The following is a 25,953-nucleotide window of genomic DNA, read 5'->3' as shown; positions in this document are numbered from 1 at the left end:
AGGCTCAGCACTTCAAAAATCAAAAATCAACTGCTCATCAACGCGTTCTCCGAAGCTCGCAGAGCGAAGGATGAATCCTCAATCGCTCACACCCATCACCTCTCTCCCTCCCATCCCCCGCGCCACCCGCCCACATTTCCAATTCTCAGTTTTTCAGTTCTCAGTTTTCAATAAATCCTCCCACCCACCACCGCCCTCATCCCTCATCCCTCATCCCTTGTCCCTTATCCCTCATTTCCAATCCCACTCCCCCGTGGCGCACAGCCCGCCCCATGATACTCTCCCCTCATGAAGCCCTCCCCGCCACCCATGTCCAAACGCCGCCGCCTCTGGCGCTGGACCTGGCGTCTCGGGCTCCTGGCCTCCCTCCTCCTCACCATCCTCCTCTCCTGGGCCTGGCACCAGCGCGTCCCTCTTGCCAATGCCCTCCTGCATCGCCTCGGCGATGACGTCCGCCTCAAAATCGTCTCCCTCGAATGGCAGGACGGCGCCCTCCATGTTGGCGAGGTCAGCACCCACCACCGCCCCAGCACCCAGCAGCTTTCCCGCGTCGGCCACGTCGAATGGCGTCCAAACTGGGGTCAGTTGCGCTCCGGCAATCTCGGCGGTGTGAAAGTCGCCGATGCCGTCGTCGATGTCCCCCTCTCCTGGCTTCTCCCCTCGCCTCCCCAGCCCGGCGCACCCGTACCACCATCCGAATCCAAGCCCTCCTCCTTTCGCTGGCATCTCGACCTCATCGATATGGGCCCAACCAAGATCATCCTGCGCGATGCAGACTGGCGCCCCCTCTTCAGCGTCCTCGTCACCCAGAAAGTCGAGGCCTTCGAAATCGGCGGCAGCAAGTCCCCCTCCTTCCACACCGTCGTCACCGACCTGCAGCAGGCCGAGTGGCAGGGAAAGACCGTCTTCAGCCAGGCCCATCTCGAGTCCGTCATGCATGGCGATGACATCGGGCTCAAAAAAATCTCCCTTCACGGCGGCACTTTCGATCTCGACTGGCTCAAACAGCTCAGCCCCGCCCTGCATGCCGCCCTCCCACCGCTCCACGGCAGCGTGCAGATCGAGTGGGAAGGCCGCGATGCCAGGCTCTCCGGCGGCGCCCTCACCGCCTCCGGCACTCACGATCTCCATCTGAAAAATCTCCACGTCCAGCCCCTCACCGGCTCAGGTCAGATCTCCGCCACCGCGCTCCATCTTCAGGCCTCCCAGGACTCCGCCGGCCTCTGGCATCTCCGCCGCACCCAGCTTCTCCACCCCGTCATCCACTGGACCCCCGATCTCGAAGCCGCCCTCTTCCCCAAAAGCGAATCAAACGCCCCCTCCTCTTCCTCCTGGAAGATCATCCTCGACGCCCTCGACCTTCAAGACGGCGCCGTCACCCTCACCCCCACCCAGCGCAGCCCCCTCACGGGCGCTTTCACCTTCAGCACCCGCCTGCAGGCCCTGGAGCTCTCCCCCGCTTCGCTCCACTCCACTGCTCAGCAGCAGCTCACTGTTGCAGACGTCTCCCTCACCTGGGGCATCCTCAAAGACCCGTCCCCCTTCCTCCAGATCAAATCCGCCTCGCTCACAGCCGTCCCAGACAAACTTTTCCCCCTCTGGCAGGTGGACTCCCTCATTCTCACAGAGCCCCGCCTCGCCTTCGTCCCCGAAAACGGCCCCTGGTTTCACGCTGACACCACCGCCTCACCGCCGCCGCCACCTCACCCGGCACCACCACAGCCACCCGCCCCGTCTTCCTCCGCCCCCCCCTGGTGGCAGCAGCTCCATTTCGATGCCCTCACCGTCACAGACGCCACGCTGGATCTCGCCATGCAGCTCCCCGAACGCATGGACACCTCCATCCGCTTCGGCATCACCACCGCCCAGGCCAGGCAGCGCCTCCACATCACTCAGGCCCAGGTCCGCGTGCCGAACCGCGCCAATCTTCCCGTCCTCAGCTTCGAAAATGTCGCCGCCGTCGCCTCCCTCCCCCAGATGTGGCAGCAGCACCGGTTCGATTCCCTCACCCTCACCGGCGGCCAGGTGGAATTCGGCGACGCCTTGATGACCCTGTTCGGCCCCACACCAGAAGATACCACTCCGTCCTCCACCAGTGCAAGCCAGCCCCCTCCGCCGCAGCCCCCCGCCTCTTCTCCAGAACGCTGGACCGCGGACCAGATCGACGTCTCAAAACTCGGCGTCACCCTCACCAGCATCGCCCCCGGCCTCCCTCCCGTCCGCTTCGATGTCAACTTCTCCGCCACCGAGACCCCCCTCGATCTCAAAGGCCTCGCCGAAAATGTGAAGCCGCAGACCATCGTCCTCACCCGCCTCCGCATTCCCTCCCCTCATGAGCCCCTGCGCACCGTCGCGGAGATGGACAAGATCGATGTCACCTACACCCTCGATGGCCTCCTCCACCGCCGCATCGATCGCGTGGAAATCATCTCCCCTCTCCTCTACGTCGGCGAAGATCTCTTCTGGTACGTCGAGACCTACCGCAAGTCCATCAAAGGCGAGCCTCCCATCCCGGACGCCACCTTCGGCCCTCCCGCACCACCCAGGCCCGCCGCCCCCGCCTGGCATGTGGACACCCTCTCCGTCTCAGATGGCCGTCTCATCCTCGCCCCCAAAGGCGTCCCGCTCAAAGGCTTCAGCAAACCCTTCCCCTTCAGCTTCACCTCCAAGCTCGAAAGCGGCCAGCTCGATGCCGTCTTCGACATCCCCTCGGACAACTACACCCTCGAAGAATACAAGCTCGAGTTCCGCGGCATGAAAGGCCACGTCCGTTTCAATCTCCCGATGAAGGACCGCAACAACAACCTCACTGAAACCTTCACCGTCGAGCAGCTCCGCTACAAGCAGCTCCACATCGAGAAAGCCCACCTCAGCGTCACCTACGATGCCCACGGCATCTACGGCCTCTTCGGCGGCGCCGCCTACTCCGGTTATGTAAATGGCGCCTTCGACATCTACCTCGACGACAGCTACACCTGGGACGGCTGGGTCGCTGGTGAAAAGGTCGATCTCGGCCCCGTCACCACCGTCATGTTTCCCAGCTACTTCCTTCTCAAGGGCAAAGTCGCCGGCAAAATCATCGCCACCGGCAACAAAAACGAGCTCTACCAGGCCGATGGCGAGTTCAACAATCGCTCCCCCGGCAGGTTCAGCATCGCCTCCCTCAATGACGTCATCGCCGCCATGCCCAAGGCTCTCTCCGGCACCATCGGCGATCAAATTAACCGCATCGGACTGGAAACCCTCCGCGATTTCGAGTATGACAGCGTCGATGGCAGAGCACGCTTCTATGGCCGCGAAGGCCGCGGGCACCTGCGGTTCACCGGACCGTACGGCGCACGTAAGATTGAGATCAATGTTTATGACCACCGCTGGAAAGAGGAACCACGCAAACCCAAGACCGCTGATGCAGTGGAGTAGCCTCCTCCCCCTCTCCCTCCCCCTGGCGGCACTCGCCCTCACCGCCTGCAAGACACTCCCCGCCGTCCCCATCACCACTCCCAAGCCCCTCGAGGTCAATCTCAACATGCGCCTCGATGTGTATCAGTATCGCGGCGACGAGCCCCTCGACAAAGAGGCCGCCAAAAACGCCACCGAAGCCACCGACCGCATGCGCAACCGCATGCAGGAAATCCAGACCCTCAAAAACAACCAGCTCATCGGTGAAGATCATCGCGGCCAGTTGCTCATCCGCGAGGTCCCGCCTGGCGACTGGGGCGTCCAGATGAAAAAAGCCGTCGCCGCGGAAAATGAAGACCGCATGCTCCTCATGCGCAAAAAAGCGAAGGACTCCAACCGCCCCCTCCACGAAATCGAAGACGAACAGTGGCGCCTCCGCACCCAGCAGGCCGGCACCGGCGAATGGATCGAAGTCCCAGGCGCCTCTCCCGGCTCCTTCCAGTGGAAGCGCGTCGGCGCCGCCACCACTCCCCCCGTCCCCCAGCCCGCCGTCCCCACCACCACCACCACCACCACCAACACCACGCCAGCCACTCCAGCCACCCCAGCCTCGCCGTCCGCCACTCCAACCACGCCCAAGCCATGAGACTCATCATCTTCCTGCTCATCTCGCTCTTCGTCATTCTTGCCCTCACCAATCCCAACGAGGCCGAGTTTCGCTCCTACATGCAGCAGAAATATGGCATCGCCGGCTCCCTCAGTTTGAAAGTCGCCTCCATCTTCTCCGCCGGCACCAGCACCGGCGTCCATCGGGACAACTACATCCTCTTCAGCCGCTACTACATCGGCGGAGACGGCATCCTCCCCCGCACCGACCTCGCCTGGGGCGTCGCAGGAAAATTCTTCGACATCGAAGAACCCGCCAAAAACTAAGCGGTGTCTTCGCAAATACCATGCTCTCCGGAGAAATGTGCCATCAGGCATAAGGGGCATGTGGAAAGGGGGAGAGTGACGGGACTGCAGCGCGTGCTGGGACGAGGATGCTTGGGACACGACACAGCGCGTCCCTACCTTCCTTGCGAGTGCCATGGGTGCCGTGAATGCCGAAGGGCTGGTAGGGAACCGCTGCGTCGGGTCCGTAGATGAGGGTCTATGGCGCCGAGGGCGATGCAAAAAGGTGCGCCGTCCTTATTCCCTCCGAAAGGCAGATGGGGGCGGGCGCTCTTGCCCTGACCGCATGAGGGCCTTTGAATTGCAAAGACACCGCCTAGTCCCTCACGCAGAGAGCCACAGATCTATTTTTCAATAGCGCAGGATGGAAGTCTTCCAATCTGGCAAAGGAATGGAGGAGCAAAGGAATGAAGAATTTCCGGCCAGGAATCTCCATTCCCTTGCCCCTCCATTCCTCTGTCAAAAACCAGCCCCCCCCCGCAGCCCTCAAGCATTCACAAGAAAAAGGTCCTTGTTCAGTGATAGCGTTTCCCAAAACGGATTTCCGAAAAATGGGTTGGGCGACGGTCCCCTTCGGGTACGATGGAACACTCAATTTTACCGCAAAGAGGCAGAGAGGCAGAGGGACCAGAGAATCGATACAAGTCTCTGCCACCTCTGCACCTTTGCCCCTCTGCGGCAAACCGAACCTCCAAAGACTCGCCTTACCGGAAATCAGTTTCGCGAATCGCTATAGCGGTTCGCAAACTCATTTCCGTTTATCGGGCTGTTTCTTGATCGCGGATCATGGGCTTCGACGGCGGCTGGCTGAGGACAGCCAGCCCTACCTAAGCTGGGCACTCGCATGCCTGCAGCGAGGTGGGGAGGCTGGTCCTCCAGCCTCCGCCGAACGTCTCCAAGCGCCGCTGACCGGAAATCCGTTTTGGAAAACGCTATAAGACCAGACCCGTGTCCACCAGATCATGGTATGACACCACGAATTCTTCCACAACGAAGAACCCCGCCAAAAACTGGCCCCTGCGGCAAAGGCACAGATCTATTTTCAATAGCGCAGGCGGAAAGCCTTCCAATCTGGCAAAGAAATGAAAAATCTCTGATCCGGCATCTCCATTCCTTTGTCAAAAACCAGCCCCCAGAACATCCACGTTCTCCCCTTTCCCCACGACCGCCCTGCACACCCGCTCCAGCCCCATTTTGATCCCCTCAGGGCCCAAGCAGCCCGCAGACCAGCTCGGAGTACAACACCGCGATCCCTTCCCTACACCTCTGCATCCTTCACGCGGCCTGAAGGGCCGCTCGGGCCCAGCCCAGGGCGCAGTCGCGCAGCGACAAGCCCTGGGTCTCGCCCCCACCACCACGGCTGACTCCGGAAGCGCCCTGAAGGGGCGCGGGAACACACCCTTTCCTGCCAGCAGATAAACCTGCCCCAAGGATCACTTTCCAAGACGAATTCAGGCTCGACGCCATTCCCGGACTCCCCGCCCCACCGAACTCGCGCTGCTCACCCGTCACTAAAAAAACCATTTCAAAAATTCCCGAATTGGCATCACATCCGCGATCAAAACTCGCCTGCATTTTGGAACCCGCTCTCCAGCCCCCCGTTCAGCGAGCGCCCCTCACCCACCCTCACCTTCCACGCCTTCCTCCATGCGCCTGCCCGCTCTGCCGCTGCTCCTGAGCCTCCTCCCCGCCTGCACCCTTCTCCATCGCACACCCTCCCCGCCCCCGCCGCCGAAGCCCGTCTACCACATCGACTCCTCCCTCGCCGCAGCCCTCAAGCCCTCCGCCGCCAGCATCGAAATCGACCTCACCAGGCAGGAGATGCGCCTCCTCAATGCCGAAAAGCAGCCCGTCGTCACCACCCAGATCTCCACCGGCCGCAACACCACCCCCACTCCCGCCGGCCATTTTTCCGTCCTCGAAAAACTCCCCACCAAGTTCTCCAACCGCTACGGCAAGTACGTCAAAAAAGACACCCGTGAAGTCGTCGTCTGGCGCATCTGGGAGCACAAAGGCCCGCAGCCCCCCGGCACCGAGTATGAAGGCTACGAAATGCCCCACTGGCTCCGCCTCACCTGGCCCGGCGTCGGCATCCATCAGGGCGAGTTCAAGCCCGGCGAACTCTCCAGCAAAGGCTGCATCCGCACCCCCGCCGAGCCCCAGAAAGTCATCTGGGAACACTCCCACATCGGCACCCCCGTCCACATCCACGGTACCAGCACCCCCCACCCCGACGCCCCCTAAAAATCCTCCTCTTCCTCCCCCTCTTCCGCACAGCCGCCTCCCGCCTCAAATTCTTCTCCTCGTCCTCGTCCTCGTCCTCGTCCTCGATCCCAGCGCCCCGCAGCATCCCCATCTCCGCTCCCACTAAATCCTCCTCTTCCTCCTACTCCTCCTCTTCCTCCCCCACCCCATTCCTCATTCCTCATTCCTCATTCCTCATTCCCTCCCCCCTCGGCTCCACCTTCTCCTCCCCCTCCGCCTTCTTCACCACCGGCAGCTCCACCGTCACCCTCAGCTCCCACGCCCGGATCGTGATCAGCCACACCACCATCCCCACGCCGATCAGCCCCATCAGCACCAGATGAATCATGCACCCCGTCCCGCAGCCGATTCCTTGAAACGAATCGCGATAAGTGCGGATATTGGTTCTGGCGGAGTCCCCCATGCATGCCACCCTGTGTCATCTTGGATTGGACAGCCAGCGATTGTCGTCGATTTTTGATCCTCCTCCCGATTCCTTCCACCCGCACCTTCACGCTCCTCCCATGTCTCGTCGCGCCCAGTCCGGAGTCCGTCCCGCCCATTGGCTGGGCTTGATCGCCATCCTCGCCGTCGTCGGCGGCGGCGGCTTTGCTTTGATGAACCGCACCATCGATCCCATGACCGGCATCACCGAGCTCAGCGCCGGAGAGTTCATGGAAAACGCCACCGCCCTCAGCGGCAACGAATACAAGGTCGAAGGCATCGTCGATGACCGCCTCGACAACTGGCGCAGCGCCGACGGCCGCCTCTTCAGCCTCCAGATCAGCGACGGCTCCGGCAGCACCTTCCTCCCCGTCTGGGTCCCCCCGGACTACAAAGGCGCCAATATTCAGCGCCGGCAACGTTACATCTTCAAGGTGCGCGTCCTCGAAACCGGCGTGCTCAAAGTTCTCGAACTCATCAAAGCGTAATCCTCACCGCACACCGCACACGTCATGAAGCGCCTCCTCCTCGCCTCACTCGCCCTGGTCTCCCTCTCCCCAGCCGGCGCCCAGGTGCTCCCTGGCAGCACCGGTGTCGGCGCGCCTCCCCCCGCCACCACCACCAATTCCAACAACAACTACCAGATGGTTCCCGGCAGCGCCGCGGACCGCCAGACGGACACCCAGACCGCCCTCACCAACATGCCCATGGGGGACCCCGGCTCCGAAAACGTCTCCTTCAATGGCAAGCTCTGGAACATCACCAACAACCGCCTCATGCGCTCCCGGTTTGAGACCTACCTCACCACCCCGGAAGCCAGTGGCCCCGAAGACCAGGCCTACCGTGACATCATGGCCCAGATCATGGAGCTCCTCTCCCCCAATCACAAGCAGGCCCCCGACCCCGTCACTAAGCAGCAGGCCCGCGGCCCCGAAGTCATGAAGGCCTTCGCCCTCCTCCCCGAGGCCGGCGCCGCAAAGATCGACGGCGGCCTCTGCAATGCCGTCGCCAATGCCGTCTGGGACGTCTGGACCTCCCAGCGGCGCGTCAACGACCGCAAGCTCGCCAACGCCGCCATGATGGAGCGCCGCAAGCAGCTCGAATGGAACGCCGAAATGGGCATGACCAGCCAGCCTCTCTCCAAGGCCGGCGCCACCACCAGCAAAAACGCCGGCCAGCAGACCGGCCAGCAGACCCAGGACAATGCCACCAGCGCCACCGTCGGCCGCACCTCCGGCTACATCAAAGGCATCGCAGAAATCGAAGCCCGCACCAAGCTCAACGAGACCGCCATGGGCCTCTCCGAGATCACCAGCAAGACCCAGTTCCAGGCCCTCATCATCCAGATGTTCCTCCAGCGCCGCTTTGAGCACGCCGTCATCGCCTGCCGCTTCTACCCCAATCTCTTCCGCGACGGCGAAAGCATCCTCCAGCTCGACAAGGACAGCGACGTCCAGAAAATCCTCTCCAGCAGCTTCGGCGTCCCCCCCACCGTCTCCATGATCGACGGCCTCTCCCTCGAAGCCATGCGCAGCGTCGATGAATCCCTCGTCTCCTTCGAAAACCTCGTCGCCCGCCGCGATGTGGACAGCGCCAGCAACCGCCTCCTCGAAGCCTACGGCATCGGCGAATACCTCCCCCGCGTCCGCCGCCTCCCCATGTCCGAGAAGACCAAGGTCCTCGACTTCGTCCGCAAGAAAAACAAGCTCCTCTCCTTCCTCGAAATGAAGGACTACACCAGCGCCGAGACCGTCGTCATGGAGCTCCGCTCCGCCTCCGACGACTTCGAGTACGCCAAGCCCCTCGCCGCCATCCAGACCGCGAAGACCATGAGCAATCTTCACGTCAACAACGCCAACGCCGCCATGGGCAGCAAAGACGCCGCCACCGTCGAAAAGGAAATGAAGCTCGCCGCCGAAATCTGGCCCACCAACCCCCGCGTCACCCAGCTCAGCGAGCACATGATGCAGACCACCGACATGAAGTCCCAGGCCGTCATGGAGTTCGACCGCCTCCTCAGCCAGCGCAACTACCGCCAGATCTTCGAAAACCAGGCCCCCTTCATCGCCGCCGTCGCCGACGACCTCACCCGCAAGCAGCAGCTCGAAAAAGTCCTCAAAGACATGGGCCGCCTTGAGCTCATCCTCACCGGCGCCAAGGAAATGGCCGCCAGCAGCCCTCCCGCCGCCTGGGAAAAAGTCGAAAAAGAATCCAAGCTCTACCCCGACGACCCCGTCCTCAGCAAGCTCCGCGCCGACCTCGGCGTCAAGGCCAGCGAGTTCGTCACCGCCATCGAAAACGCCCGCCAGCAGGAAGAAAAGCAGCAGGTCGGCTCCGCTCTCGCCTGGTACCTCAAAGCCCGCAGCATGCACCCCCTCAGCGAGATGGCCCGCGACGGCATCAAACGCCTCGTCGAATTCGTCAAAGCCGGCGACCAGCCCCCTCCTCCTCCCGAGCCCACCTCCGCCCTCAACAACTGAGCACAGTACAGCAGCCATCTCGCTCCACCGGGATGAGCCCAGCGCGCCGCCCCCTTCGGCCCACCCATTTTTCAGTTCTCAGTTTTCAGTTCTCAGTTTTCAATCCCCCCCACCGCGAGACCACGCCCCCGGCCCGCCTTAGCCCCTCCAAATCGCACACCCTGGAAAATCGAGGTTCAAAAGGACAGGATTCAAACACAACATCCCGCCCAGGATTCCCAATCCAAAAATCCTGTAAATCCCGTCATCCTGTAAATCCTGTCAAATCGGCGGCCCGACATCACGTTCGCATACCCGTTCAAACCACGTCATGGTATCACCATGCCCAAAATCTCCAGCATCCAGCATCCAGCATCCAGCATCCAGCATCCAGCATCCAGCATCCAGCATCCAGCATCCAGCATCCAGCATCCAGCATCCAGCATCCAGCATCCAGCATCCAGCATCCAGCATCCAGCATCCAGCATCACCGATACTTCGACAGCCCCTCCAAATACCCCCTCGCCATCTCCGTCTTCGGCCTCTCAAAAAACTCCCCCGCCGCGGACGACTCCTGCACCTTCCCCGCCGCCAGAAACACCACCCAGTCCGCCACCTTCCGCGCAAAGCTGATCTCATGCGTCGCCAGCACGATGCTCTGCCCCACCTCCGCCAGTTCACGGATCACATCCAGCACCTCCCCCGTCATCACCGGGTCCAGCGCCGAAGTCGGCTCATCCAGCAGCAGCAGCCTCGGCTTCGGCGCCAGCGCCCGCGCGATCGCCGCCCGCTGCTGCTGACCTCCCGAAAGCTGGCTCGGCCGTTTGTTCTCATGCCCCGCCAGCCCCAGCCGGTGCAGCAGCTCCAGCGCACGCTCCTGCGCCCGCGCTTCATCCATCCCATGCACCTCCTGCAGCGGCAGCGTGATGTTCTGCAGCGCCGTCAGATGCGGAAAAAGATTGTACCCCTGAAACACAAAGCCGTTCCCCCGCCGCTCCTTCAGCGCCCCCTCCTCATCATGCGGCAGCGCGCGCCCGTCCACGCTCACATGCCCGTCATCCGGCACCAGCAGGCTCCCCAGCACTCGCAGCAGCGTGCTCTTCCCGCCCCCCGAAGGGCCCAGCAGCGCGATCACCCGCGCCTCCTCCCCCGTCGCCAGAGACGCCCCGTCCAGCGCCGCATGCGCCCCATACCGCTTCGTCACCCCATGCGTCTCAAGTCTCATACGCAAACCTCCCTTCAAGCCGCCGCGCCAGGTGCGAAAGCGGCAGCGTGATCACCAGGTACGCCACCGCCAGCGGCAGGTACCCCTCCAGCGGCAGATACTTCGCCGCATTCATGATCTTCACCTTCTGCACCAGCTCCTCGATCCCGATCACCGACAGCAGCGACGAATCCTTGATCAGCGACACAAGCTGCCCCGTCGTCCCCGGCAGCGCACGCCGCAGCGCCTGCGGAATGATCACAAACCGGTACGTCTGCGCCCGGCTGAAGCCCACCGCCCGCGCCGCCTCAAGCTGCGAAGCGCTGATGCTCTCCACCGCCCCGCGGAAAATCTCCGCCAGATACGCCCCCTCAAAGCACCCCAGCAAAACAATCCCCGTAAACAGCGGGTGATCAATGTTCATCGCCTGCGCAATGATGTAGTGGCCAATGAGAAGTTGCACCAGCAGTGGCGAGCCCCGCACCAGCTCCACCACGCCCCCGCACGCCATCCTCACCGGCAGCCACGGCGCCCGCCTGCCCAGCATCAGCACAAACCCAAACAAGATGCTTACCACCATCGCCACCAGCGAAAGCCCCATCGTCGTCAGCCACCCCTGGCCAAACTGATAACGGTACTGCCACACCCCGCTCCAGTCCCACCGGTACTCCACCGCCGAAAACACCCCGTAAAACACCCCCGCCGCCACGACAAGCAGCCCCACCGCACACAGCAAGTAGCGCCCCCTCGAAACAGAACTGGCATAAGCATCACCCAAGCCCCCACCCCTTACACCACCACCCCACCACACCCAAAGATCATTCCCAAAAAAATACACCTCCTCCCCCACTCCCCACTCCCCACGCGCCAGCGTCCCCGGACTGCGGCGCTTTCGAACGTCCCAGCCCCGCCTCTTCGGATTGTAGTCCCGGGTTCGCTCCGCGGCTCCGCAGCAGCCGGCTCCGGAACCCCCGCAAACTCCCAAGCACGACAACCACCCAAACCCTCAACAATCGCAAACCACCGCAAACTACTGCAAACCACCGCAAACTCCTCCCCCACCCATCCCCTCCCGCACCCGCCAGTCCCTCACCCATCCCACAATCTCCTCCGGCGTCGCATACGGTGCCCTCTTCACCTCCTCCGCCCCCGCGCGCCCCTCCGTCCGCACCCCATAAAGCTCGCAGAGCTGCTTCAGCGCCCGCAGCCGCACGCTCATCATCGGCGGCTTCGGTATCACCGCATCCACAGTCCCCGCAGCCAGAGCCGCGGCCGCCGCTTCACCACCACCCGCTGCCCTCGTCCCCTCCTCATACGTCGCCTCCACCGTCCGCCACAGCATCAGACTGATCTGTTCCCGCAGCGCCGTAAAATCCGCCTCCGACTTCGGCGCCTGCTCCTGCAGCGCCGCCCGCCCCTCCTCCCAGTGCCTCTCCACCTCCTCCACGCTCACCTCCAGAATCCGTGAGATCTGCAGCAGCGAAAAGCCCCGCTGCACATGCAATTCATACACCACCTCCGGCACCGTCCTCCCCCTCTCCCTCACCATCTCCACACACACGCTCTCCGGCCTCCCCCTCCTCCCCGCCCCCGGCCGCGCCCCACCCCGCTTCCCCGGCCCCGCCCGCCCCTTCCCAGCCCCTCCACGCACCTTTGGAGTCCCCCTGCCAGCCTTGCCATTTTTTCCCGCACGAGAAGAAGAAGAAGAAGAAGAAGTTCGAGCCATAATCGTCAAAAAATAGAATTAAGTGGTATTCACTGGTATTAAAAACCAGCCTCACATACCTGATTGGGCCCGCATTTCCAAAATCAACCCCTTTCCTCAAAAAAAACACCTCCCCTCCCCCACACTTTCTCTCCACCCACCATCCCTCTTACTCAAAACACCAGCACTCCAGCCTCCGCGCTCAGTTCAGCCTCTGAAGTTAAAAACTCTGCCCCCTCTGCCTCTTTGCCCCTCTGCGGCAAACCCGCACCTCCCATCGCCCCAATTCGCCATCGCCATCCGTCACTCCCCCCCATCACACCCCGCGCCATCCAGCATCCAGCATCCAGCATCCAGCATCCAGCATCCAGCATCCAGCATCCAGCATCCAGCATCCAGCATCCAGCCTCCGCGCTCAGTTCAGCCTCTGAAGTTAAAAACTCTGCCCCCTCTGCCTCTTGGCCCCTCTGCGGCAAACCCGCACGTGCCATCGCGCCAATTCGTCATTCGCCATTCCCCCGCGCCATCCAGCATCCAGCATCCAGCATCTAGCCCCGCGTCTGCAAAAACAGCACCACCCCCCGCGCAATTCCCCCCGCGATCCTGTCCCGGTACCCCGCTTCCTTCAGCCGCACCACCTCCCGGCTGCTCGTGATGAACCCGCACTCCACCAGCACCGCCGGGCACGCCGCCCGCGCCACCACCGCATAGTCACGCGCCTTCGTCCCCCGGTTCTCCGCCAGCGTCTCCCCGCAGACCATCCGCTGCACCATCCCGGCAAACTCCGCGCCCCCGCTGCCCTCCCGCGACGCCGACACCGGCACCGCCCCTCCCGCCTGCCGCGCAAACAGCCCCCGCCCCTCCGCAAAATACGTCTCGATCCCCTCCGCCCCGCTCCCCTCGCCGTCCGTGTTCAGGTGCACGCTCACAAACGCGTCCGCCCCCTCGTTGCCCGCCAGCGCCGCCCGTTCATCCAGCGTCAGAAAGCGGTCCTCCCTCCGCGTCATCACCACCCGCACCCCCGCGGCCTCCAGCTCCCTCTGCAGCCGCTCCGCGATGTCCAGGCTCAGGTTTTTTTCAATCACCCCGTGCGCCACCGCACCCCCATCATGTCCTCCATGACCCGCATCCACCACCACCACCGGCGCACTCTCACTCCACATCCCCTCCCGCGGCAGAGGCACCGCCGCCCGCTGCCCTTCCAGCCACACCAGCGCAAACGCGCTCCCCCCCAGGGCCGCAAACGCAGCCACAGTCCGCAAACTCAGGGCAATGAACCGGCGAAATTTCAAAAAATATTCACATGTATAAAATATTTATTTGAATTAACAAACGGATATTTCTATAATAGCCATATATGAAGACGCCCTGCCCCGCCTCCCGCATGCTGAGCACTCTCGTGCTTTCCTGGGCACTCGCCACCGTCACGGCGCTCCCACTCTCCGCCCAGGTCTCACACACCTACACCCAGCCCCCGCCTCCCGGCTACCCTGCCCCCGGCGCACCCGCCAGGTCCACCACCACCCGGCCCACCTCCACCAAGGCCCCCTCTTCCAGGACCACCCGCCAGTCCGCCGCCGCCATCCAGACCCCCGTCACCCATCCCCAGTACCCCACCACGTACCCGCCACCTCCCGGCTACACCTACCCGCCGCCCCCCCCAGGCTACGGCACCGCCCCCAGGACCTCAGCCCCCAAATCCTCCGCCTCCAAATCCACCGCCTCAAAGACCACCACCACCGGCAAGTCCAGCTCCACCAAGTCCACCTCCCCAAAGGCCGGCCCCCCGCCCCCGCCCAAAGTTTACGGCCCCACCGGAGACCTCACCAATCAGGTCACTAAAATCCGCGACAGCGACCGCGTCCAAAACATGCGCATCGGCGACCTCGAGCGCGACGTCTCCAGCATCAAGCGCGGCGGCAAAGGCAGCACCCGTTATGACGGCGGCAGCGATCTCCCCGCCTACACCACCTACGTCACCCGTCCCGGCGACACCCTCTGGCGCATCGCCTCCACCCATCGCGTCTCCGTCGGCGAGATCCAGCAGCTCAACCGCATGACCGAAGACGAAGTCCACGTCGGCCAGACCCTCCTCATCCCCTCCCCCCACCGCGCCGCCTCCTCCGCAGCCACCACCCAGGCCAGCTACACCCCCTCCACCCCAGGCGGTGCCCCCCCGCCCCCCCCGTCCTCCGCAGGCCCCGCCGCCACCACCACCGTCAAAGTCACCGCCCCCCTCTACTACACCGTCAAAAAAGGCGACAGCCTCAAAGCCATCGCCCTCCGGCACAAAATCGCCCCCACCGCCCTCGCCAGCGCCAACAAGATCAAAGACGTCAACAAAATCATCGTCGGCCAGCGCCTCAAAATCCCCGGCCGCACCACCACCAGCACCGTCACCGTCGCCGCCAAAAGCAAAACCCCTTCCCGCACCGAATCCACAGACACCGTGCCCCTCCCCGGCTACGGAGTCGGCGTCCCCGGCGCCCCGCCCCCCCCCGCCTCCGGCCTCGGCCTCACCGCCGCCCCCGCGCCTGCGGCAGCCCCCGCAGCACCACCCGCACCAGCCCCCGCCGCAGCCACTCCCAAATCCCCCGACACCACAGACTCCCACCGCGGCATCCTCGCCTACCGCGTCGATCGTTCCGACACCATCGAAACCATCGCCACCCAGTTCACCACCACCCCCGACAAAATCCGCGAAATGAACCGCCTCACCCCCGGCTCCACCCTCAAGCCCGGAGACGAAATCATGGTCCCCGCCATGGGCGCCGTCTCCGTCAGCACCCGCTGATCGCCCGTTGCAGCCCAGCGAGAGGTAGGGCGGCTTGTCCTCAACCCGCCGCCGAGCGTCTCCGCGCTCGCTTTCCGGAACTCCCTTTCGCCAAACGCCACAGCTTACGGAGCAACGTGTCCTTCGCAGCTCGTGTCCTCCGTAGCTTCAGCGAAGGATGGATTTAGCGAAGAAGGAAGCAAGCCGCCAGCCCCTCCCTCCAGCCTGGTAGGGAACCCCTGCGCTGCGTCCCAAATTTCCGGTCTCTCACATCGCAGGCATTGAAAAAGGCACGCCGTCCTTGGAATCTGGAAAGGCAGCGGTGGCTAACGCCCGACGCATATCCGCGATACCGCCGCCACGCGCCCTCTCCAGCAAATCATAAATCATAAATCCCCTCCCCCTTCAGCCCTTGCCATCCGAACCTTTCCCCGCTTGGATAGGTGAAATCCTACATGGCACGAAAAGCATCCAGCAAACCCAGCCCCGCCTCCGGCTCCCCCTCCTCTCAATCCTCCGCCACTATCGGCTTCGAGGCCAAGCTCTGGCTCGCCGCTGACAAGCTGCGCAACAACATGGACGCCGCCGAGTACAAGCACGTCGTCCTCGGCCTCATCTTCCTCAAATACATCTCCGACAGCTTCGAAGAGCACCATGCCAGGCTCGTCGAGGGCAAGGGCGACTACGAAGGCGCCAATCCCGAAGACCAGGACGAATACAAGGCCGTCAATGTCTTCTGGGTTCCCCCCGCCGCACGCTGGGCCTACCTCCAGTCCAGCGCCAAACTCCCCACCATCGGCAAGATCATCGACGACGCCATGGACGCCCTCGAGCGCGACAATCCCCGCCTCAAAGGCGCGCTCAATAAAAACTACGGCCGCCCCGATCTCGACAAGCACCGCCTCGGCGAGCTCATCGACCTAATCGGCTCCATCCAGCTCGTCGATGTCGCCAGCAAATCCAAGGACGTCCTCGGCCGCGTCTTCGAGTACTTCCTCACCCAGTTCGCCAGTGCCGAGGGGAAAAACGGCGGCCAGTTCTACACCCCCTCCTGCGTCGTCCGCCTCCTCGTCGAGATGCTCGCCCCCTACAAAGGCCGCATCTACGATCCCGCCTGCGGCTCCGGCGGCATGTTCGTCCAGTCAGAAAAATTCGTCGAATCCCACGGCGGCCAGCTCGGAGACATCTCCATCTACGGCCAGGAGAGCAATCCCACCACCCGCCGCCTCGCCATCATGAACCTCGCCCTCCGCGGCATCGAGGCAGACTTTGGCAAAGAGCACGCCGACACCTTCCGCGTCGATCAGCACCCCGACCTCCGCGCCGACTACGTCCTCGCCAATCCCCCCTTCAACGACTCCGACTGGCACCGCAAAGACGACGACGTCCGCTGGCGCTTCGGCGTCCCGCCGAAGGGCAATGCCAATTTCGCCTGGGTCCAGCACTTCATCCACCACCTCGCCCCCCACGGCACCGCCGGCTTCGTTCTGGCGAATGGCTCCATGTCCTCCAATCAGTCCGGCGAGGGAGACATCCGCAAAGCCATCATCGACGCCGATCTCGTGGACTGCATGGTCGCCCTCCCCGGCCAGCTCTTTTACACGACGCCGATTGCCGTGTGCCTGTGGTTCTTGGCGAAAAATAAGCATCCCGCAAAGATGAATGATCGTCGTAAAAAGACGCTATTCATCGATGCCCGCGCGCTTGGAAACATCGAAGATCGGAAATACCGCGTTCTTTCTGACGAAGACATCAGCCACATCGTCGTCACCTATCAGAGTTGGTGCGGCAAAGCAGGAGCGAAACCGTATGCTGATATTCCAGGCTTTTGCGCCTCGGTTACGACTGAGGAAATCGCACGACACGAATACAAACTCACGCCGGGGCACTACGTCGGAAATGAGCAACTCGAAGTCGACGAAGTTCCATTTGACGAAAAAATGAAGGCCCTCGTCGCAGAGCTTTCCGCCCACCGCAAAGCAGCCGCAGAGCTTGATATAAAGGTTCGTGTAGCCCTGAACTCCATCGGATACGATGTCTAAGCTCGACAAACTGGAACCAGCCTTCCTTGGAGACCTTGCCTTCGAAAGTAAGGTTCGTGCGTCAGACGTGCCTGACGCCGGTCTGCGCGTTTATGGCGTAGATCGCACTGACGGACTCACCCCGGACGCAAAATACACTTCAAAGGAATTGAGCCGCTACAAGGTCTTGCGCCCCGGAATGTTTGCTTACAACCCGATGCGTCTGAATATCGGGTCGATTGCCGCCTGCACTGAAAAACATGCAATCGGACTGGTTAGCCCTGACTATGTTGTATTCGGATGCAAGCCCGATGCGCTCGACCCTGCGTTTCTCGGCTACGCCATTAAAGGCCCAGAATGGCGGCAATGGACAACGGCGGCAGGTGTTGGCTCTGTACGAGTTCGTATCTACTTTCGCGAACTGGCAAGAATGCCAATGACAGTCCCACCCCTTGCCGAGCAAAAAGCCATAGCGTCAGTGCTGGGAGCGTTAGACGACAAGATCGAGCTGAACCGCCGAATGAACGCCACGCTGGAGTCGATGGCCCGGGCGCTATTCCAGAGCTGGTTCGTGGATTTCGACCCCGTCCGCGCCAAGCAATCCGGACAGGGGTTCAACTCCCCTCGCCGAAAGGGAGAAGCCAAGGGGTTCGAATCCCCTGACCTCCACCTCTTCCCCGACTCTTTCCAAGACTCTGATCTCGGCCCGATTCCTACGGGATGGGAAATCAGCAAACTCAAGAACCTGACCTCCAAAATTGGGAGTGGCGCAACCCCTCGCGGTGGAAGTGAAGTTTACGTTGAGGAAGGCATCGCCTTCATACGCAGCCAAAACGTTTACGATCATGAATTTCACTGGTCAGGTCTGGCGCGGTTGACAGACAAAAGCGCGGATGAATTGAGAAATGTAGAAGTCATGAAGAATGATGTGCTTCTAAATATCACGGGCGATTCTATATTAAGGACCTGTGTGGTTGATCCATCCGTGCTGCCCGCACGTGTAAATCAACATGTTGCCATCATTCGGGCGATCAAAGGCATTCCACCTCGCTATCTTCATCTCTACTTGGTGCAGCCTGCGATCAAGTCACTGCTGATCGGAATGAGCGCCGGGGCAACACGCCATGCCATTACCAAAGGCCACCTGGAGTCCATGGACGTCTTGCTCCCTCCCTCCGATGTTCTGGAAGCTTTCGAAAAAATCGTTACCCCTTGGTTCGATCAGATCGATCTCAACCGCATCCAATCTCGCACCCTCGCCACCCTGCGCGACACGCTGCTGCCGAAGCTGCTGAGCGGAGAGTTGAATTTGACAAAATCCACCCCAACAATCTGACATCAACCGCCATGAGTGAAATCCAGTTTACACGCGGGGTTAACCGAAAGCCGGCAGCCTCGGAAATACTCGAACAAGCTTTGAAGAAGATCTCCAATTTGTCGGGGGAGTGCTTCTTCGGATACCCCCTCGTAGCTACGCCAGAAGGCAAATACTCCATTGATGCAACATTAGTAAGCGCTCAGAAAGGCATCATCTTGTTCGATATCGTCGAAGGAACCAACGTAGGCGATTACGATTCTCGGCAAGACGACCTCGCAAACAAGATTGAATCAAAGCTGCGGTTGCACAGGGAGCTCGTTCAAGGGAGAAAGCTCGTGCCACCCCTCCAGGTGATTACCTTCGTTCCTGCTCTCAACGATACTTCAGCAGTAGTGGTTGACGGTTATCTCATTGCAAATGAACGAAATCTAGATGCTGCAATCGAGTCTGTGGATTGGAGTGGATCTACCCCCGAATTGTTCCGTTCGACTCTGTCTGCGATTGAAAGCCTGTCGTCCATCAGGAAAGGACGATCAAAGCGTGCTGTTGAAAAAGCCGATTCGAGAGGTGCGCGGCTTAAGGAGCTTGAGGATTCGATTGCCACACTGGACCACCGCCAGAATCGTGCGGTCATCGAGACAGTCGAAGGTGTCCAGCGGATACGCGGTTTGGCAGGATCTGGCAAAACCATCGTCCTTGCCCTCAAAGCTGCCTACTTGCACGCGCAGTATCCTGACTGGAGAATTGCAGTCACTTTCAACACTCGCTCGTTGAAAGGGCAGTTCAAGCGTCTAATCAACGGATTCTGTATCGAACAAGGAGGGGAGGAGCCTGATTGGAACAAGATTCGAATCGTCAATGCATGGGGGGCACCGGGTGGAGTTGAAAGAGACGGCATCTATTACGAGTTTTGCCGCTCGACGGGAGCAGAGTTCTTTGACTTTAAGGCTGCGAGTTTCAAGTTCGGTGGGAGTGACAGCGCTTTCGACGGTGCCTGTCAGGCAGCTTTGAGCGCCGTATCGGAGCCGCCAGAACTCTACGATGCTATCCTCGTTGATGAGGCGCAGGACTTCTCTCCAAGTTTCCTGAGAATGTGCTATTCAATCTTGCGTAAGTCGAAGCGGCTCGTCTATGCATACGACGAGTTGCAAAGCCTTTCAGGTGAGTCCCTGCCTCCGCCCGAAGAGATATTTGGCTACGACACCGCACACAGGCCATTGGTGTCTTTTGGCGGCGATACTCGCCGCGATGTAATCTTGCAAAAGTGTTATCGAAATTCGCGCCCTGTTCTGGCGGCAGCCCATTCGTTGGGATTTGGCGTATATCGACCTCCTCAGGTTAACGAGATTGGACTGGTTCAAATGTTCGATCAGCCTGCACTTTGGAATGAAATCGGATACCGAGTTTGCGAAGGTGTCTTGGCAAAAGGGAAGCGTGTCGTGCTTGAGCGCACTGAGGAAACCAGTCCACGGTTTCTAGAAGTGCATTCGCCGTTGGAGGATCTTGTGCACTTCCAGAAATTCGAGAACATGGCACAGCAGAATGAATGGCTGATTGCTCAGATTCTCCAAAATCTTCAACATGATGAGCTTCGGCACGATGATATTATCGTGATCAATCCTGACCCGATGACGGCACGACGCCGCTTTGGTGCCATACGGAGTGCGTTCTTTGAAATGGGAATTCAAACGCATATCGCCGGGGTGGATACCGATGCTGATGTTTTCTTCAGAACGGATACTCAGTCGATAACGTTTACCCACATTTACCGGGCAAAGGGAAATGAGGCTGGAATGGTGTATGTGATAAACGCTCAGGATTGCGACGGCTGGGGAGTTGGTCTTGCCACTCTCCGTAACCGACTGTTTACCGCAATCACTCGAAGTAAAGCGTGGGTCCGTGTTCTTGGGTGGGGCGATGGCATGCAGAACATCCTCAATGAATACCGCGCTCTGCATCAGCACCGCATGCGTCTCGATTTTGTTTATCCTACAGACGATCAGTTGAGTAAATTGCGCGTCGTGCATCGTGATCTTTCGCCGGCGGAAAAGGCTCGATTGCAGAAAAAAATTGCTGGTTTTGACCAAGCAATCGAAGGGTTGGTGGCTGGTGATCTAGATATTGAGGACGTTGCTGCATCGCTGGGCAGGCTTGATCCTGCAAAACGTGCTCAACTTCTCAGAATTCTTGGGGGAGGTGAGGATCGATGAGCCGAGCAGCGCGGTCAATCAAAGTGGAGATGGATCAGATTCTATCATCCTTGATCAACCAGGGGATTGCAGATGACCAAAACTTCGCATCTTTGCATGCGCTCGCTTCTGGCTGCTTTGAAGTGACGTTCTCAGGAGCAGAACATTTGTCAATCGCCATGGACGATGTTTCTTATGATGCGATCTATTCTGAAATCGCTGCCAGACGGTCCTATAGCATCAAGCTTGTAGATGGTGGAGTGTTGCAACTCTCATATTTTTTTGAGCGTGAAGAGTTGAAAAAGCATCGGTTGGCTTACTACCCATCCCCCTCACTAAGACCATTTCAGGAATGTCCCGAGGACTACCTTTCCGACAAGCTGTTCTTGGAAATCGTAGCCCGTAGGATAATTCCGTTCCCTATTCGTTTTGATTTCGATCCAGCCGCAGCAAGCGATGTTACCCATCCTGTCTGTCACGCCACTCTCGGTGATGTCCTCGGCTGTCGGATTCCAGTTTCTAAAGGCCTGACACCCCGTGTGTTTTTCGACTTTGTCCTGCGGAACTTCTATTCGGCAGGGGGCTACGATTTTTGGAAAGTTTTACCGGCTGAGAACCACACTTTTGATGCTACAATCACTAACAATGAGCGAGCGGTAGTTCATTTCGTTGCGCCGTAATGAAGGGCTCTATTTAAGCTTTAGTTTTTTAAAAGTAGATGAGTCTCACCGAATCCATCGTCGAAGACGCCGCCCTGACGTGGTTCGGGGAGCTGGGCTATGCGGTAGGGCACGGGCCGCAGATGGCTCCGGGCGAACCGGCTGCGGAACGGGATTCGTTTGGCGAGGTGGTGCTGGTGAGGCGGCTGCGCGAGGCCTTGCGGCAGTTGAATCCCGCCATCCCCGAGGAAGCGCGGGAGGAGGCGCTGAGAAAAGTGCTGCGCGTGGCGATCCCGTCTCTGGTGCAGACGAACCGAGCCTTTCACCGGCTGCTGCGCGATGGGGTAGATGTCGAGTATGCCCGGCCGGATGGCAGCACGAAGAATGACAAGGCCTGGCTGGTCGATTTCTCCGATGTGCGGGCCAACGACTGGCTGGCGGTAAACCAGTTCACCGTCATCGAAGGCCAGCACAACCGCAGACCGGACCTCGTGGTCTTTGTCAATGGCCTGCCGCTGGGCCTCATCGAGCTGAAGAACGCCGCCGATGAAGACACCACCATCTGGAGTGCCTACCAGCAGTTGCAGACCTACAAGGCGGAGATCCCCAGCCTGCTCCAGTACAACGCTGCCCTCATCGTCAGCGATGGCCTGCAGGCCCGCATCGGCTCGCTGACCGCCAATCAGGAATGGTTCAAGGTCTGGCGCACCATCGATGGCGAGAGCGATGCCCCCAAGAGCGCGCTGGAACTGGAAACCCTCGTGCGCGGCGTGTTTGAGCGTCAGCGCTTCCTCGACCTCCTGCATCACTTCATCGTCTTTGAAGAAGATCCGGACAGCGGCGCTCTTCACAAGATCATTGCCGGTTACCATCAGTTCCACGCCGTGAACGCCGCTGTCGAGGAAACCGTGCGCGCCAGCGGCATGCTGTCGGCAAGCCGCGTGCAGGAAAGCCCCGGCGGCTACTGGAGCGGTCGCATGCACGGCGGCAGGCCCGGCGACCGCCGCGCGGGCGTGGTCTGGCACACCCAGGGCAGCGGCAAGTCCTTCTCCATGCTTTTCTACGCCGCCCGCGTGGTGCGGCACCCGGCCATGCAGAACCCCACGCTGGTGGTGCTCACAGACCGCAACGACCTCGACGACCAGCTCTATGGCCAGTTCCAGCGCTGCGCCGACATCCTCGGCCAGATGCCCGTCCAGGCCGCCAGCCGTGACATGCTGCGCGATCTCCTCGCCGTCGCCAGCGGCGGCGTGGTCTTCACCACCATTCAAAAGTTCCTGCCGGAGAAGGGCGAGAAAATGCCCGAACTCTCGCCCCGCCGGAACATCGTGGTGATCGCCGACGAAGCCCACCGTTCGCAATACGACCTCATCGACGGCCTCGCCCGCCACATGCGCGACGCGCTGCCGAATGCGAGCTTCATCGGGTTCACCGGAACGCCCATCGAAAAGACGGACGCCAACACCCGCGCCGTCTTTGGTGACTACATCAGCATCTACGACATCCAGCGTGCCGTCGCAGACAAGGCCACCGTGCCCATCTACTACGAGAGCCGCATTTCCAAGCTCAGCCTCAATGCCTCCGAGCTGCCGAAGATCGACGACGAATTCGAGGAGATCACCGAAGGCGAGGAACTCACCAAAAAAGAAAAGCTCAAAACCAAGTGGGCCGCCCTGGAAGCCCTCGTTGGCGACCCCAAACGCATCGCCCTCGTTGCCGCCGATCTCGTTGCCCACTTCGAGAAGCGCCTCGAAGCCATCGACGGCAAGGCCATGATCGTGTGCATGAGCCGCCGCATCTGCGTCGATCTTTACAACGCCCTCGTCAAGCTCCGCCCCGAATGGGAGCTCGAAACGCTGAAGGTCGTCATGACCGGCAGCGCCGAAGACGGCCCCGAGTGGCAGAAGCACATCGGCAACAAAACCAAGCGGCGCGAACTCGCCAATCAGTTCAAGGACGCCAAAAGTCCCTTCAAGATCGTCATCGTCCGCGACATGTGGCTCACCGGCTTTGACGCCCCCTGCCTGCACACCATGTATGCAGACAAGCCCATGCAGGGCCACGGCCTCATGCAGGCCATCGCCCGCGTCAACCGCGTCTTCCGCGACAAGCCCGGCGGCCTCGTGGTGGATTACCTCGGCCTCGCCGACCAGCTCAAAAAAGCCCTCGTCACCTACACCGAAAGCGGCGGCCAGGGAAACCCCACCTTCGACACCGCCCAGGCTATCGCCGTCATGCTGGAGAAGCACGGCATCGCCTGCGACATGCTCCACGGTTTCAACTGGGACAAGTGGACCACCGGCAAACCCGCCGAACGTCTCGCCCTCCTCCCCACCGGTCAGGAGCACATCCTCGAACAGGACGACGGCAAGAAACGCTGGCTCCAGGTGGTCACCGAACTCTCCCGCGCCTTCGCCCTCTGCGCCGCCAGCGATGAAGCCACTGCCATCCGCGATGACGTGTCTTTCTTCCAGGCCCTGCAGGCCGCCCTCAACAAGCAGAGCGGCACCAGCCGCAAGACACCGGAGCAGATCGACGCCGCCATCCGTCAGCTCGTTAGCAAGGCCATCACCACCGACGGCCAGGTCATCGACGTCTTCACCGCCGCCGGACTTCCCAAACCCGACATCAGCATTCTGAGCGACCAGTTCCTCGCCGAAGTACGAGGCCTCAAGCACAAGAACGTCGCCGCCGAACTCCTCGAAAAGCTGCTCAAAGACGAGCTCAAAGTCCGCTCCAAACGCAACCTCGTCCAGAGCCAGGTCTTCAGCGAGAAGCTGAAAAGAACGCTAAACGCGTACCACAACCGCGCCATCTCCACCATGCAGATCATCGACGAGCTCATCAAGCTCGCCAAAGATCTCGACGCCGCCACCAAGCGCGGCGAAGACCTCGGCCTTACCGACGACGAAGTCGCCTTCTACGACGCCCTCTCCGCCAACAACAGCGCCGTTCAGGCCATGGGTGATGCCAAGCTCAAAGTCATCGCCGCCGAGCTCATCACCCAGGTCAAAAAAAGCGTCACCATCGACTGGACCCTCCGCGAGAGCGCCCGCGCCAAGATCAAAATCATGGTCAAGCGCATCCTCAACAAACACGGCTACCCGCCCGACCTTCAAGAAGAAGCCGTCAAAACCGTCCTCGCCCAGGCCGAGCTGCTATGCGCGGAATGGGTATGAGACGTGGACGTGTCCCAGGCCGCCGCGCATCCGCGCCCCAGCATCCAGCATCCAGCATCCAGCATCCAGCATCTACTCCTTCACAAACTCCCGCATCTCATACAGCTTCGGGTCCCGCACCGGCTCCTTCTTCGCCGCCTTCGCCCGCTTCAGCATCTGCGCAAACAGCGCGTCCCCCGCCTCGCCCTCGTCCATCCCCCCAAACTGCTCCTCCAGCTTCTCCGGGTCCTCGCCCGATTCCAGCCGCCGCACCATCTCGCGCAGTTCCGGCGGCGTCTTGTCCCCCATCAGGTCCGTCATCTTCCGCATGAAGTGGCCCAGTTGCCGCGGGTCCGGGTTCTCCTCGTCCATCCCGCCCATCTCCCGCTCCATCTCCGCCATGAAGCTCTCCATCTTCGTCTCATCCACCCCCGCAAACGGATCATCCCCCGTCTCCTCCTTCGCCTTGCCGATCACCGCAAACGCCGACACCCGCCGCTCCATCTTCAGCCCTTCCCCATCCGGGCACACCGGCACCTTGTCACGGTACGCCAGCGAGCGCGCCAGGAAAGAATACAGCTTGTTGTTGTCAGGGCAGTAGAACTCGTAAATCGGCATGGTGAGGGAGGAAATCAGGAAAACGTTCCCCACACTATAAACGCACCCAGCAGAAAGCCAGTCTGCTTCACCCTCAGTAAATCTTTACCTGACAGCCCGGCTTCCGTTTGTTCCGCGCTTTCCGTAGGCCATCCAAAGTTTGGTTCACCCTCAGCAAATCTTCACTTGGCAGACCCCGGATTCACCGGCACTCCATGCCCGGTGCCAGCCCTCTTCACCCCCCCAGACCACTTCCGCGAGCTCACCCGCGCCGAAATCTTCCCAGACACCACCCGCCCCCTCGAAATCGACCTCGGCTGTGGCGATGGCACCTTCCTCACCGGCATGGCCGCCCACCACCCGGAGCGCGACTTCCTCGGCGTCGAGCGCATGCTCGGCCGCGTCAGCAAAACCGCCCGCAAGATCGAGCGCCAGCACCTCCCCAACGCCCGCATCATGCGCCTCGAAAGCGCCTACACCGTCGGCTGGCTCCTCCCCACCGCCTCCGTCTCCCGCCTCCACCTCCTCTGCCCCGACCCCTGGCCCAAAAAAGGCCACGTCACCCGCCGCCTCGTCAACCAGGCCGAATTCCTCGACGGCCTCCACCGCATCCTCAGCAACGACAACGGCGGTGGCGAATTCCTCCTCAAGACCGACGACCAGCCCTACTTCGAAGACGCCCTCGCCAGCTTCGCCGCCCGCCCCCACCAGTTCACCCCCCTCGACTGGCCCGCAGACGCCTTCTTCTATCCCACCACCGACTTCGAGCAGGACTGGCTCCACCTCGGCCGCACCATCCACCGTGCGAGATGGCGCAAAATCCCACGTTAAA

General features: G+C 61.2%; 19 protein-coding genes. 13 read left to right on the top strand and 6 right to left on the bottom strand.

Going from position 1 to position 25,953, the window contains the following annotated elements:
- Positions 1–309 precede the first annotated feature (309 nt).
- From ACILSQ_RS09955 to ACILSQ_RS09940, 4 genes are all read left to right on the top strand, one after another.
- The gene (locus tag ACILSQ_RS09955) at positions 310–3,420 is read left to right on the top strand and encodes a hypothetical protein (RefSeq protein ID WP_395743457.1); all 3,111 of its coding nucleotides are present in this window, start codon (positions 310–312) and stop codon (positions 3,418–3,420) included.
- On the top strand, positions 3,407–4,045 hold the full coding sequence (locus ACILSQ_RS09950) for a hypothetical protein (RefSeq protein WP_395743456.1): 639 nt from the start codon (positions 3,407–3,409) through the stop codon (positions 4,043–4,045). The genes ACILSQ_RS09955 and ACILSQ_RS09950 overlap by 14 nt, the downstream gene beginning before the upstream one ends.
- Positions 4,042–4,332 (top strand): hypothetical protein, encoded by a 291-nt coding sequence (locus ACILSQ_RS09945; protein WP_395743455.1) that lies wholly within the window; start codon positions 4,042–4,044, stop codon positions 4,330–4,332. The genes ACILSQ_RS09950 and ACILSQ_RS09945 overlap by 4 nt, the downstream gene beginning before the upstream one ends.
- A 1,665-nt stretch (positions 4,333–5,997) precedes the next feature.
- The gene (locus ACILSQ_RS09940) at positions 5,998–6,594 is read left to right on the top strand and encodes a L,D-transpeptidase (RefSeq protein WP_395743454.1); all 597 of its coding nucleotides are present in this window, start codon (positions 5,998–6,000) and stop codon (positions 6,592–6,594) included.
- Positions 6,595–6,775: 181 nt separating this feature from the next.
- Here ACILSQ_RS09940 and ACILSQ_RS09935 read toward each other — a convergent pair whose 3' ends face one another.
- On the bottom strand, positions 6,776–7,018 hold the full coding sequence (locus ACILSQ_RS09935) for a hypothetical protein (protein ID WP_395743453.1): 243 nt from the start codon (positions 7,016–7,018) through the stop codon (positions 6,776–6,778).
- A 100-nt stretch (positions 7,019–7,118) separates the two neighbouring features.
- Between ACILSQ_RS09935 and ACILSQ_RS09930 the strand changes: the two genes are divergently transcribed.
- On the top strand, positions 7,119–7,526 hold the full coding sequence (locus ACILSQ_RS09930; protein WP_395743452.1) for a hypothetical protein: 408 nt from the start codon (positions 7,119–7,121) through the stop codon (positions 7,524–7,526).
- A gap of 24 nt (positions 7,527–7,550) precedes the next feature.
- Positions 7,551–9,518, top strand: a complete 1,968-nt coding sequence (locus tag ACILSQ_RS09925; RefSeq protein WP_395743451.1) for a hypothetical protein — start codon at positions 7,551–7,553, stop codon at positions 9,516–9,518.
- 466 nt (positions 9,519–9,984) lie between these two features.
- Here the strand turns inward: ACILSQ_RS09925 and ACILSQ_RS09920 are convergent, their stop codons facing one another.
- From ACILSQ_RS09920 to ACILSQ_RS09905, 4 genes are all read right to left on the bottom strand, one after another.
- Positions 9,985–10,722: an amino acid ABC transporter ATP-binding protein gene (locus tag ACILSQ_RS09920; protein WP_395743450.1), complete on the bottom strand. Its 738-nt coding sequence runs from the start codon at positions 10,720–10,722 to the stop codon at positions 9,985–9,987.
- Positions 10,712–11,425: an amino acid ABC transporter permease gene (locus tag ACILSQ_RS09915; RefSeq protein ID WP_395743449.1), complete on the bottom strand. Its 714-nt coding sequence runs from the start codon at positions 11,423–11,425 to the stop codon at positions 10,712–10,714. Before ACILSQ_RS09915 ends, ACILSQ_RS09920 begins: the two co-directional genes overlap by 11 nt.
- A 306-nt stretch (positions 11,426–11,731) precedes the next feature.
- Positions 11,732–12,427 carry a hypothetical protein gene (locus tag ACILSQ_RS09910; RefSeq protein WP_395743448.1) on the bottom strand — a complete coding sequence of 232 codons (696 nt, stop codon included), beginning with the start codon at positions 12,425–12,427 and terminating at the stop codon, positions 11,732–11,734.
- Positions 12,428–12,954: 527 nt separating this feature from the next.
- Positions 12,955–13,698 carry an N-acetylmuramoyl-L-alanine amidase gene (locus ACILSQ_RS09905; RefSeq protein ID WP_395743447.1) on the bottom strand — a complete coding sequence of 248 codons (744 nt, stop codon included), beginning with the start codon at positions 13,696–13,698 and terminating at the stop codon, positions 12,955–12,957.
- Between the two features lie 65 nt (positions 13,699–13,763).
- Here ACILSQ_RS09905 and ACILSQ_RS09900 point away from each other — a divergent pair, with 65 nt between their 5' ends.
- The 6 genes from ACILSQ_RS09900 (at position 13,764) to ACILSQ_RS09875 (ending at position 24,545) form a co-directional block, all read left to right on the top strand.
- Positions 13,764–15,200 (top strand): LysM peptidoglycan-binding domain-containing protein, encoded by a 1,437-nt coding sequence (locus ACILSQ_RS09900; RefSeq protein ID WP_395743446.1) that lies wholly within the window; start codon positions 13,764–13,766, stop codon positions 15,198–15,200.
- Between the two features lie 434 nt (positions 15,201–15,634).
- Positions 15,635–17,221 (top strand): type I restriction-modification system subunit M, encoded by a 1,587-nt coding sequence (locus ACILSQ_RS09895; protein ID WP_395743445.1) that lies wholly within the window; start codon positions 15,635–15,637, stop codon positions 17,219–17,221.
- Positions 17,214–18,536, top strand: coding sequence for a restriction endonuclease subunit S (locus tag ACILSQ_RS09890; RefSeq protein WP_395743444.1), 1,323 nt, complete (start codon positions 17,214–17,216; stop codon positions 18,534–18,536). The genes ACILSQ_RS09895 and ACILSQ_RS09890 overlap by 8 nt, the downstream gene beginning before the upstream one ends.
- An 11-nt stretch (positions 18,537–18,547) precedes the next feature.
- Positions 18,548–20,728 (top strand): DEAD/DEAH box helicase, encoded by a 2,181-nt coding sequence (locus tag ACILSQ_RS09885; protein ID WP_395743443.1) that lies wholly within the window; start codon positions 18,548–18,550, stop codon positions 20,726–20,728.
- 29 nt (positions 20,729–20,757) lie between these two features.
- Positions 20,758–21,387 carry a DUF2290 domain-containing protein gene (locus tag ACILSQ_RS09880; protein ID WP_395743442.1) on the top strand — a complete coding sequence of 210 codons (630 nt, stop codon included), beginning with the start codon at positions 20,758–20,760 and terminating at the stop codon, positions 21,385–21,387.
- A gap of 38 nt (positions 21,388–21,425) precedes the next feature.
- Positions 21,426–24,545: a type I restriction endonuclease subunit R gene (locus tag ACILSQ_RS09875; RefSeq protein WP_395743441.1), complete on the top strand. Its 3,120-nt coding sequence runs from the start codon at positions 21,426–21,428 to the stop codon at positions 24,543–24,545.
- A 72-nt stretch (positions 24,546–24,617) separates the two neighbouring features.
- Here ACILSQ_RS09875 and ACILSQ_RS09870 read toward each other — a convergent pair whose 3' ends face one another.
- Positions 24,618–25,142, bottom strand: coding sequence for a cytochrome C (locus ACILSQ_RS09870; protein ID WP_395743440.1), 525 nt, complete (start codon positions 25,140–25,142; stop codon positions 24,618–24,620).
- A 201-nt stretch (positions 25,143–25,343) separates the two neighbouring features.
- Here ACILSQ_RS09870 and ACILSQ_RS09865 point away from each other — a divergent pair, with 201 nt between their 5' ends.
- Entirely contained in the window at positions 25,344–25,952 is a 609-nt protein-coding gene (locus ACILSQ_RS09865; protein WP_395743439.1) for a tRNA (guanine(46)-N(7))-methyltransferase TrmB, read from the top strand.
- The last annotated feature ends 1 nt before the right edge of the window (position 25,953 follow it).

The sequence above is a fragment of the Prosthecobacter sp. genome (assembly GCF_044227185.1).
GTDB lineage: Bacteria > Verrucomicrobiota > Verrucomicrobiia > Verrucomicrobiales > Verrucomicrobiaceae > Prosthecobacter.
This window is presented reverse-complemented; position numbering and strand designations above follow the sequence as displayed.

What these genes read in the sequence shown, in the direction of transcription:
- ACILSQ_RS09955 (WP_395743457.1), top strand. Translation starts at nt 310, where the DNA reads ATGTCCAAACGCCGCCGCCTCTGGCGCTGGACCTGGCGTCTCGGGCTC.
- ACILSQ_RS09950 (WP_395743456.1), top strand. Translation starts at nt 3,407, where the DNA reads ATGCAGTGGAGTAGCCTCCTCCCCCTCTCCCTCCCCCTGGCGGCACTC.
- ACILSQ_RS09945 (WP_395743455.1), top strand. Translation starts at nt 4,042, where the DNA reads ATGAGACTCATCATCTTCCTGCTCATCTCGCTCTTCGTCATTCTTGCC.
- ACILSQ_RS09940 (WP_395743454.1), top strand. Translation starts at nt 5,998, where the DNA reads ATGCGCCTGCCCGCTCTGCCGCTGCTCCTGAGCCTCCTCCCCGCCTGC.
- ACILSQ_RS09935 (WP_395743453.1), bottom strand. Translation starts at nt 7,018, where the DNA reads ATGGGGGACTCCGCCAGAACCAATATCCGCACTTATCGCGATTCGTTT.
- ACILSQ_RS09930 (WP_395743452.1), top strand. Translation starts at nt 7,119, where the DNA reads ATGTCTCGTCGCGCCCAGTCCGGAGTCCGTCCCGCCCATTGGCTGGGC.
- ACILSQ_RS09925 (WP_395743451.1), top strand. Translation starts at nt 7,551, where the DNA reads ATGAAGCGCCTCCTCCTCGCCTCACTCGCCCTGGTCTCCCTCTCCCCA.
- ACILSQ_RS09920 (WP_395743450.1), bottom strand. Translation starts at nt 10,722, where the DNA reads ATGAGACTTGAGACGCATGGGGTGACGAAGCGGTATGGGGCGCATGCG.
- ACILSQ_RS09910 (WP_395743448.1), bottom strand. Translation starts at nt 12,427, where the DNA reads ATGGCTCGAACTTCTTCTTCTTCTTCTTCTTCTCGTGCGGGAAAAAAT.
- ACILSQ_RS09900 (WP_395743446.1), top strand. Translation starts at nt 13,764, where the DNA reads ATGAAGACGCCCTGCCCCGCCTCCCGCATGCTGAGCACTCTCGTGCTT.
- ACILSQ_RS09895 (WP_395743445.1), top strand. Translation starts at nt 15,635, where the DNA reads ATGGCACGAAAAGCATCCAGCAAACCCAGCCCCGCCTCCGGCTCCCCC.
- ACILSQ_RS09890 (WP_395743444.1), top strand. Translation starts at nt 17,214, where the DNA reads ATGTCTAAGCTCGACAAACTGGAACCAGCCTTCCTTGGAGACCTTGCC.
- ACILSQ_RS09885 (WP_395743443.1), top strand. Translation starts at nt 18,548, where the DNA reads ATGAGTGAAATCCAGTTTACACGCGGGGTTAACCGAAAGCCGGCAGCC.
- ACILSQ_RS09880 (WP_395743442.1), top strand. Translation starts at nt 20,758, where the DNA reads ATGGATCAGATTCTATCATCCTTGATCAACCAGGGGATTGCAGATGAC.
- ACILSQ_RS09875 (WP_395743441.1), top strand. Translation starts at nt 21,426, where the DNA reads ATGAGTCTCACCGAATCCATCGTCGAAGACGCCGCCCTGACGTGGTTC.
- ACILSQ_RS09870 (WP_395743440.1), bottom strand. Translation starts at nt 25,142, where the DNA reads ATGCCGATTTACGAGTTCTACTGCCCTGACAACAACAAGCTGTATTCT.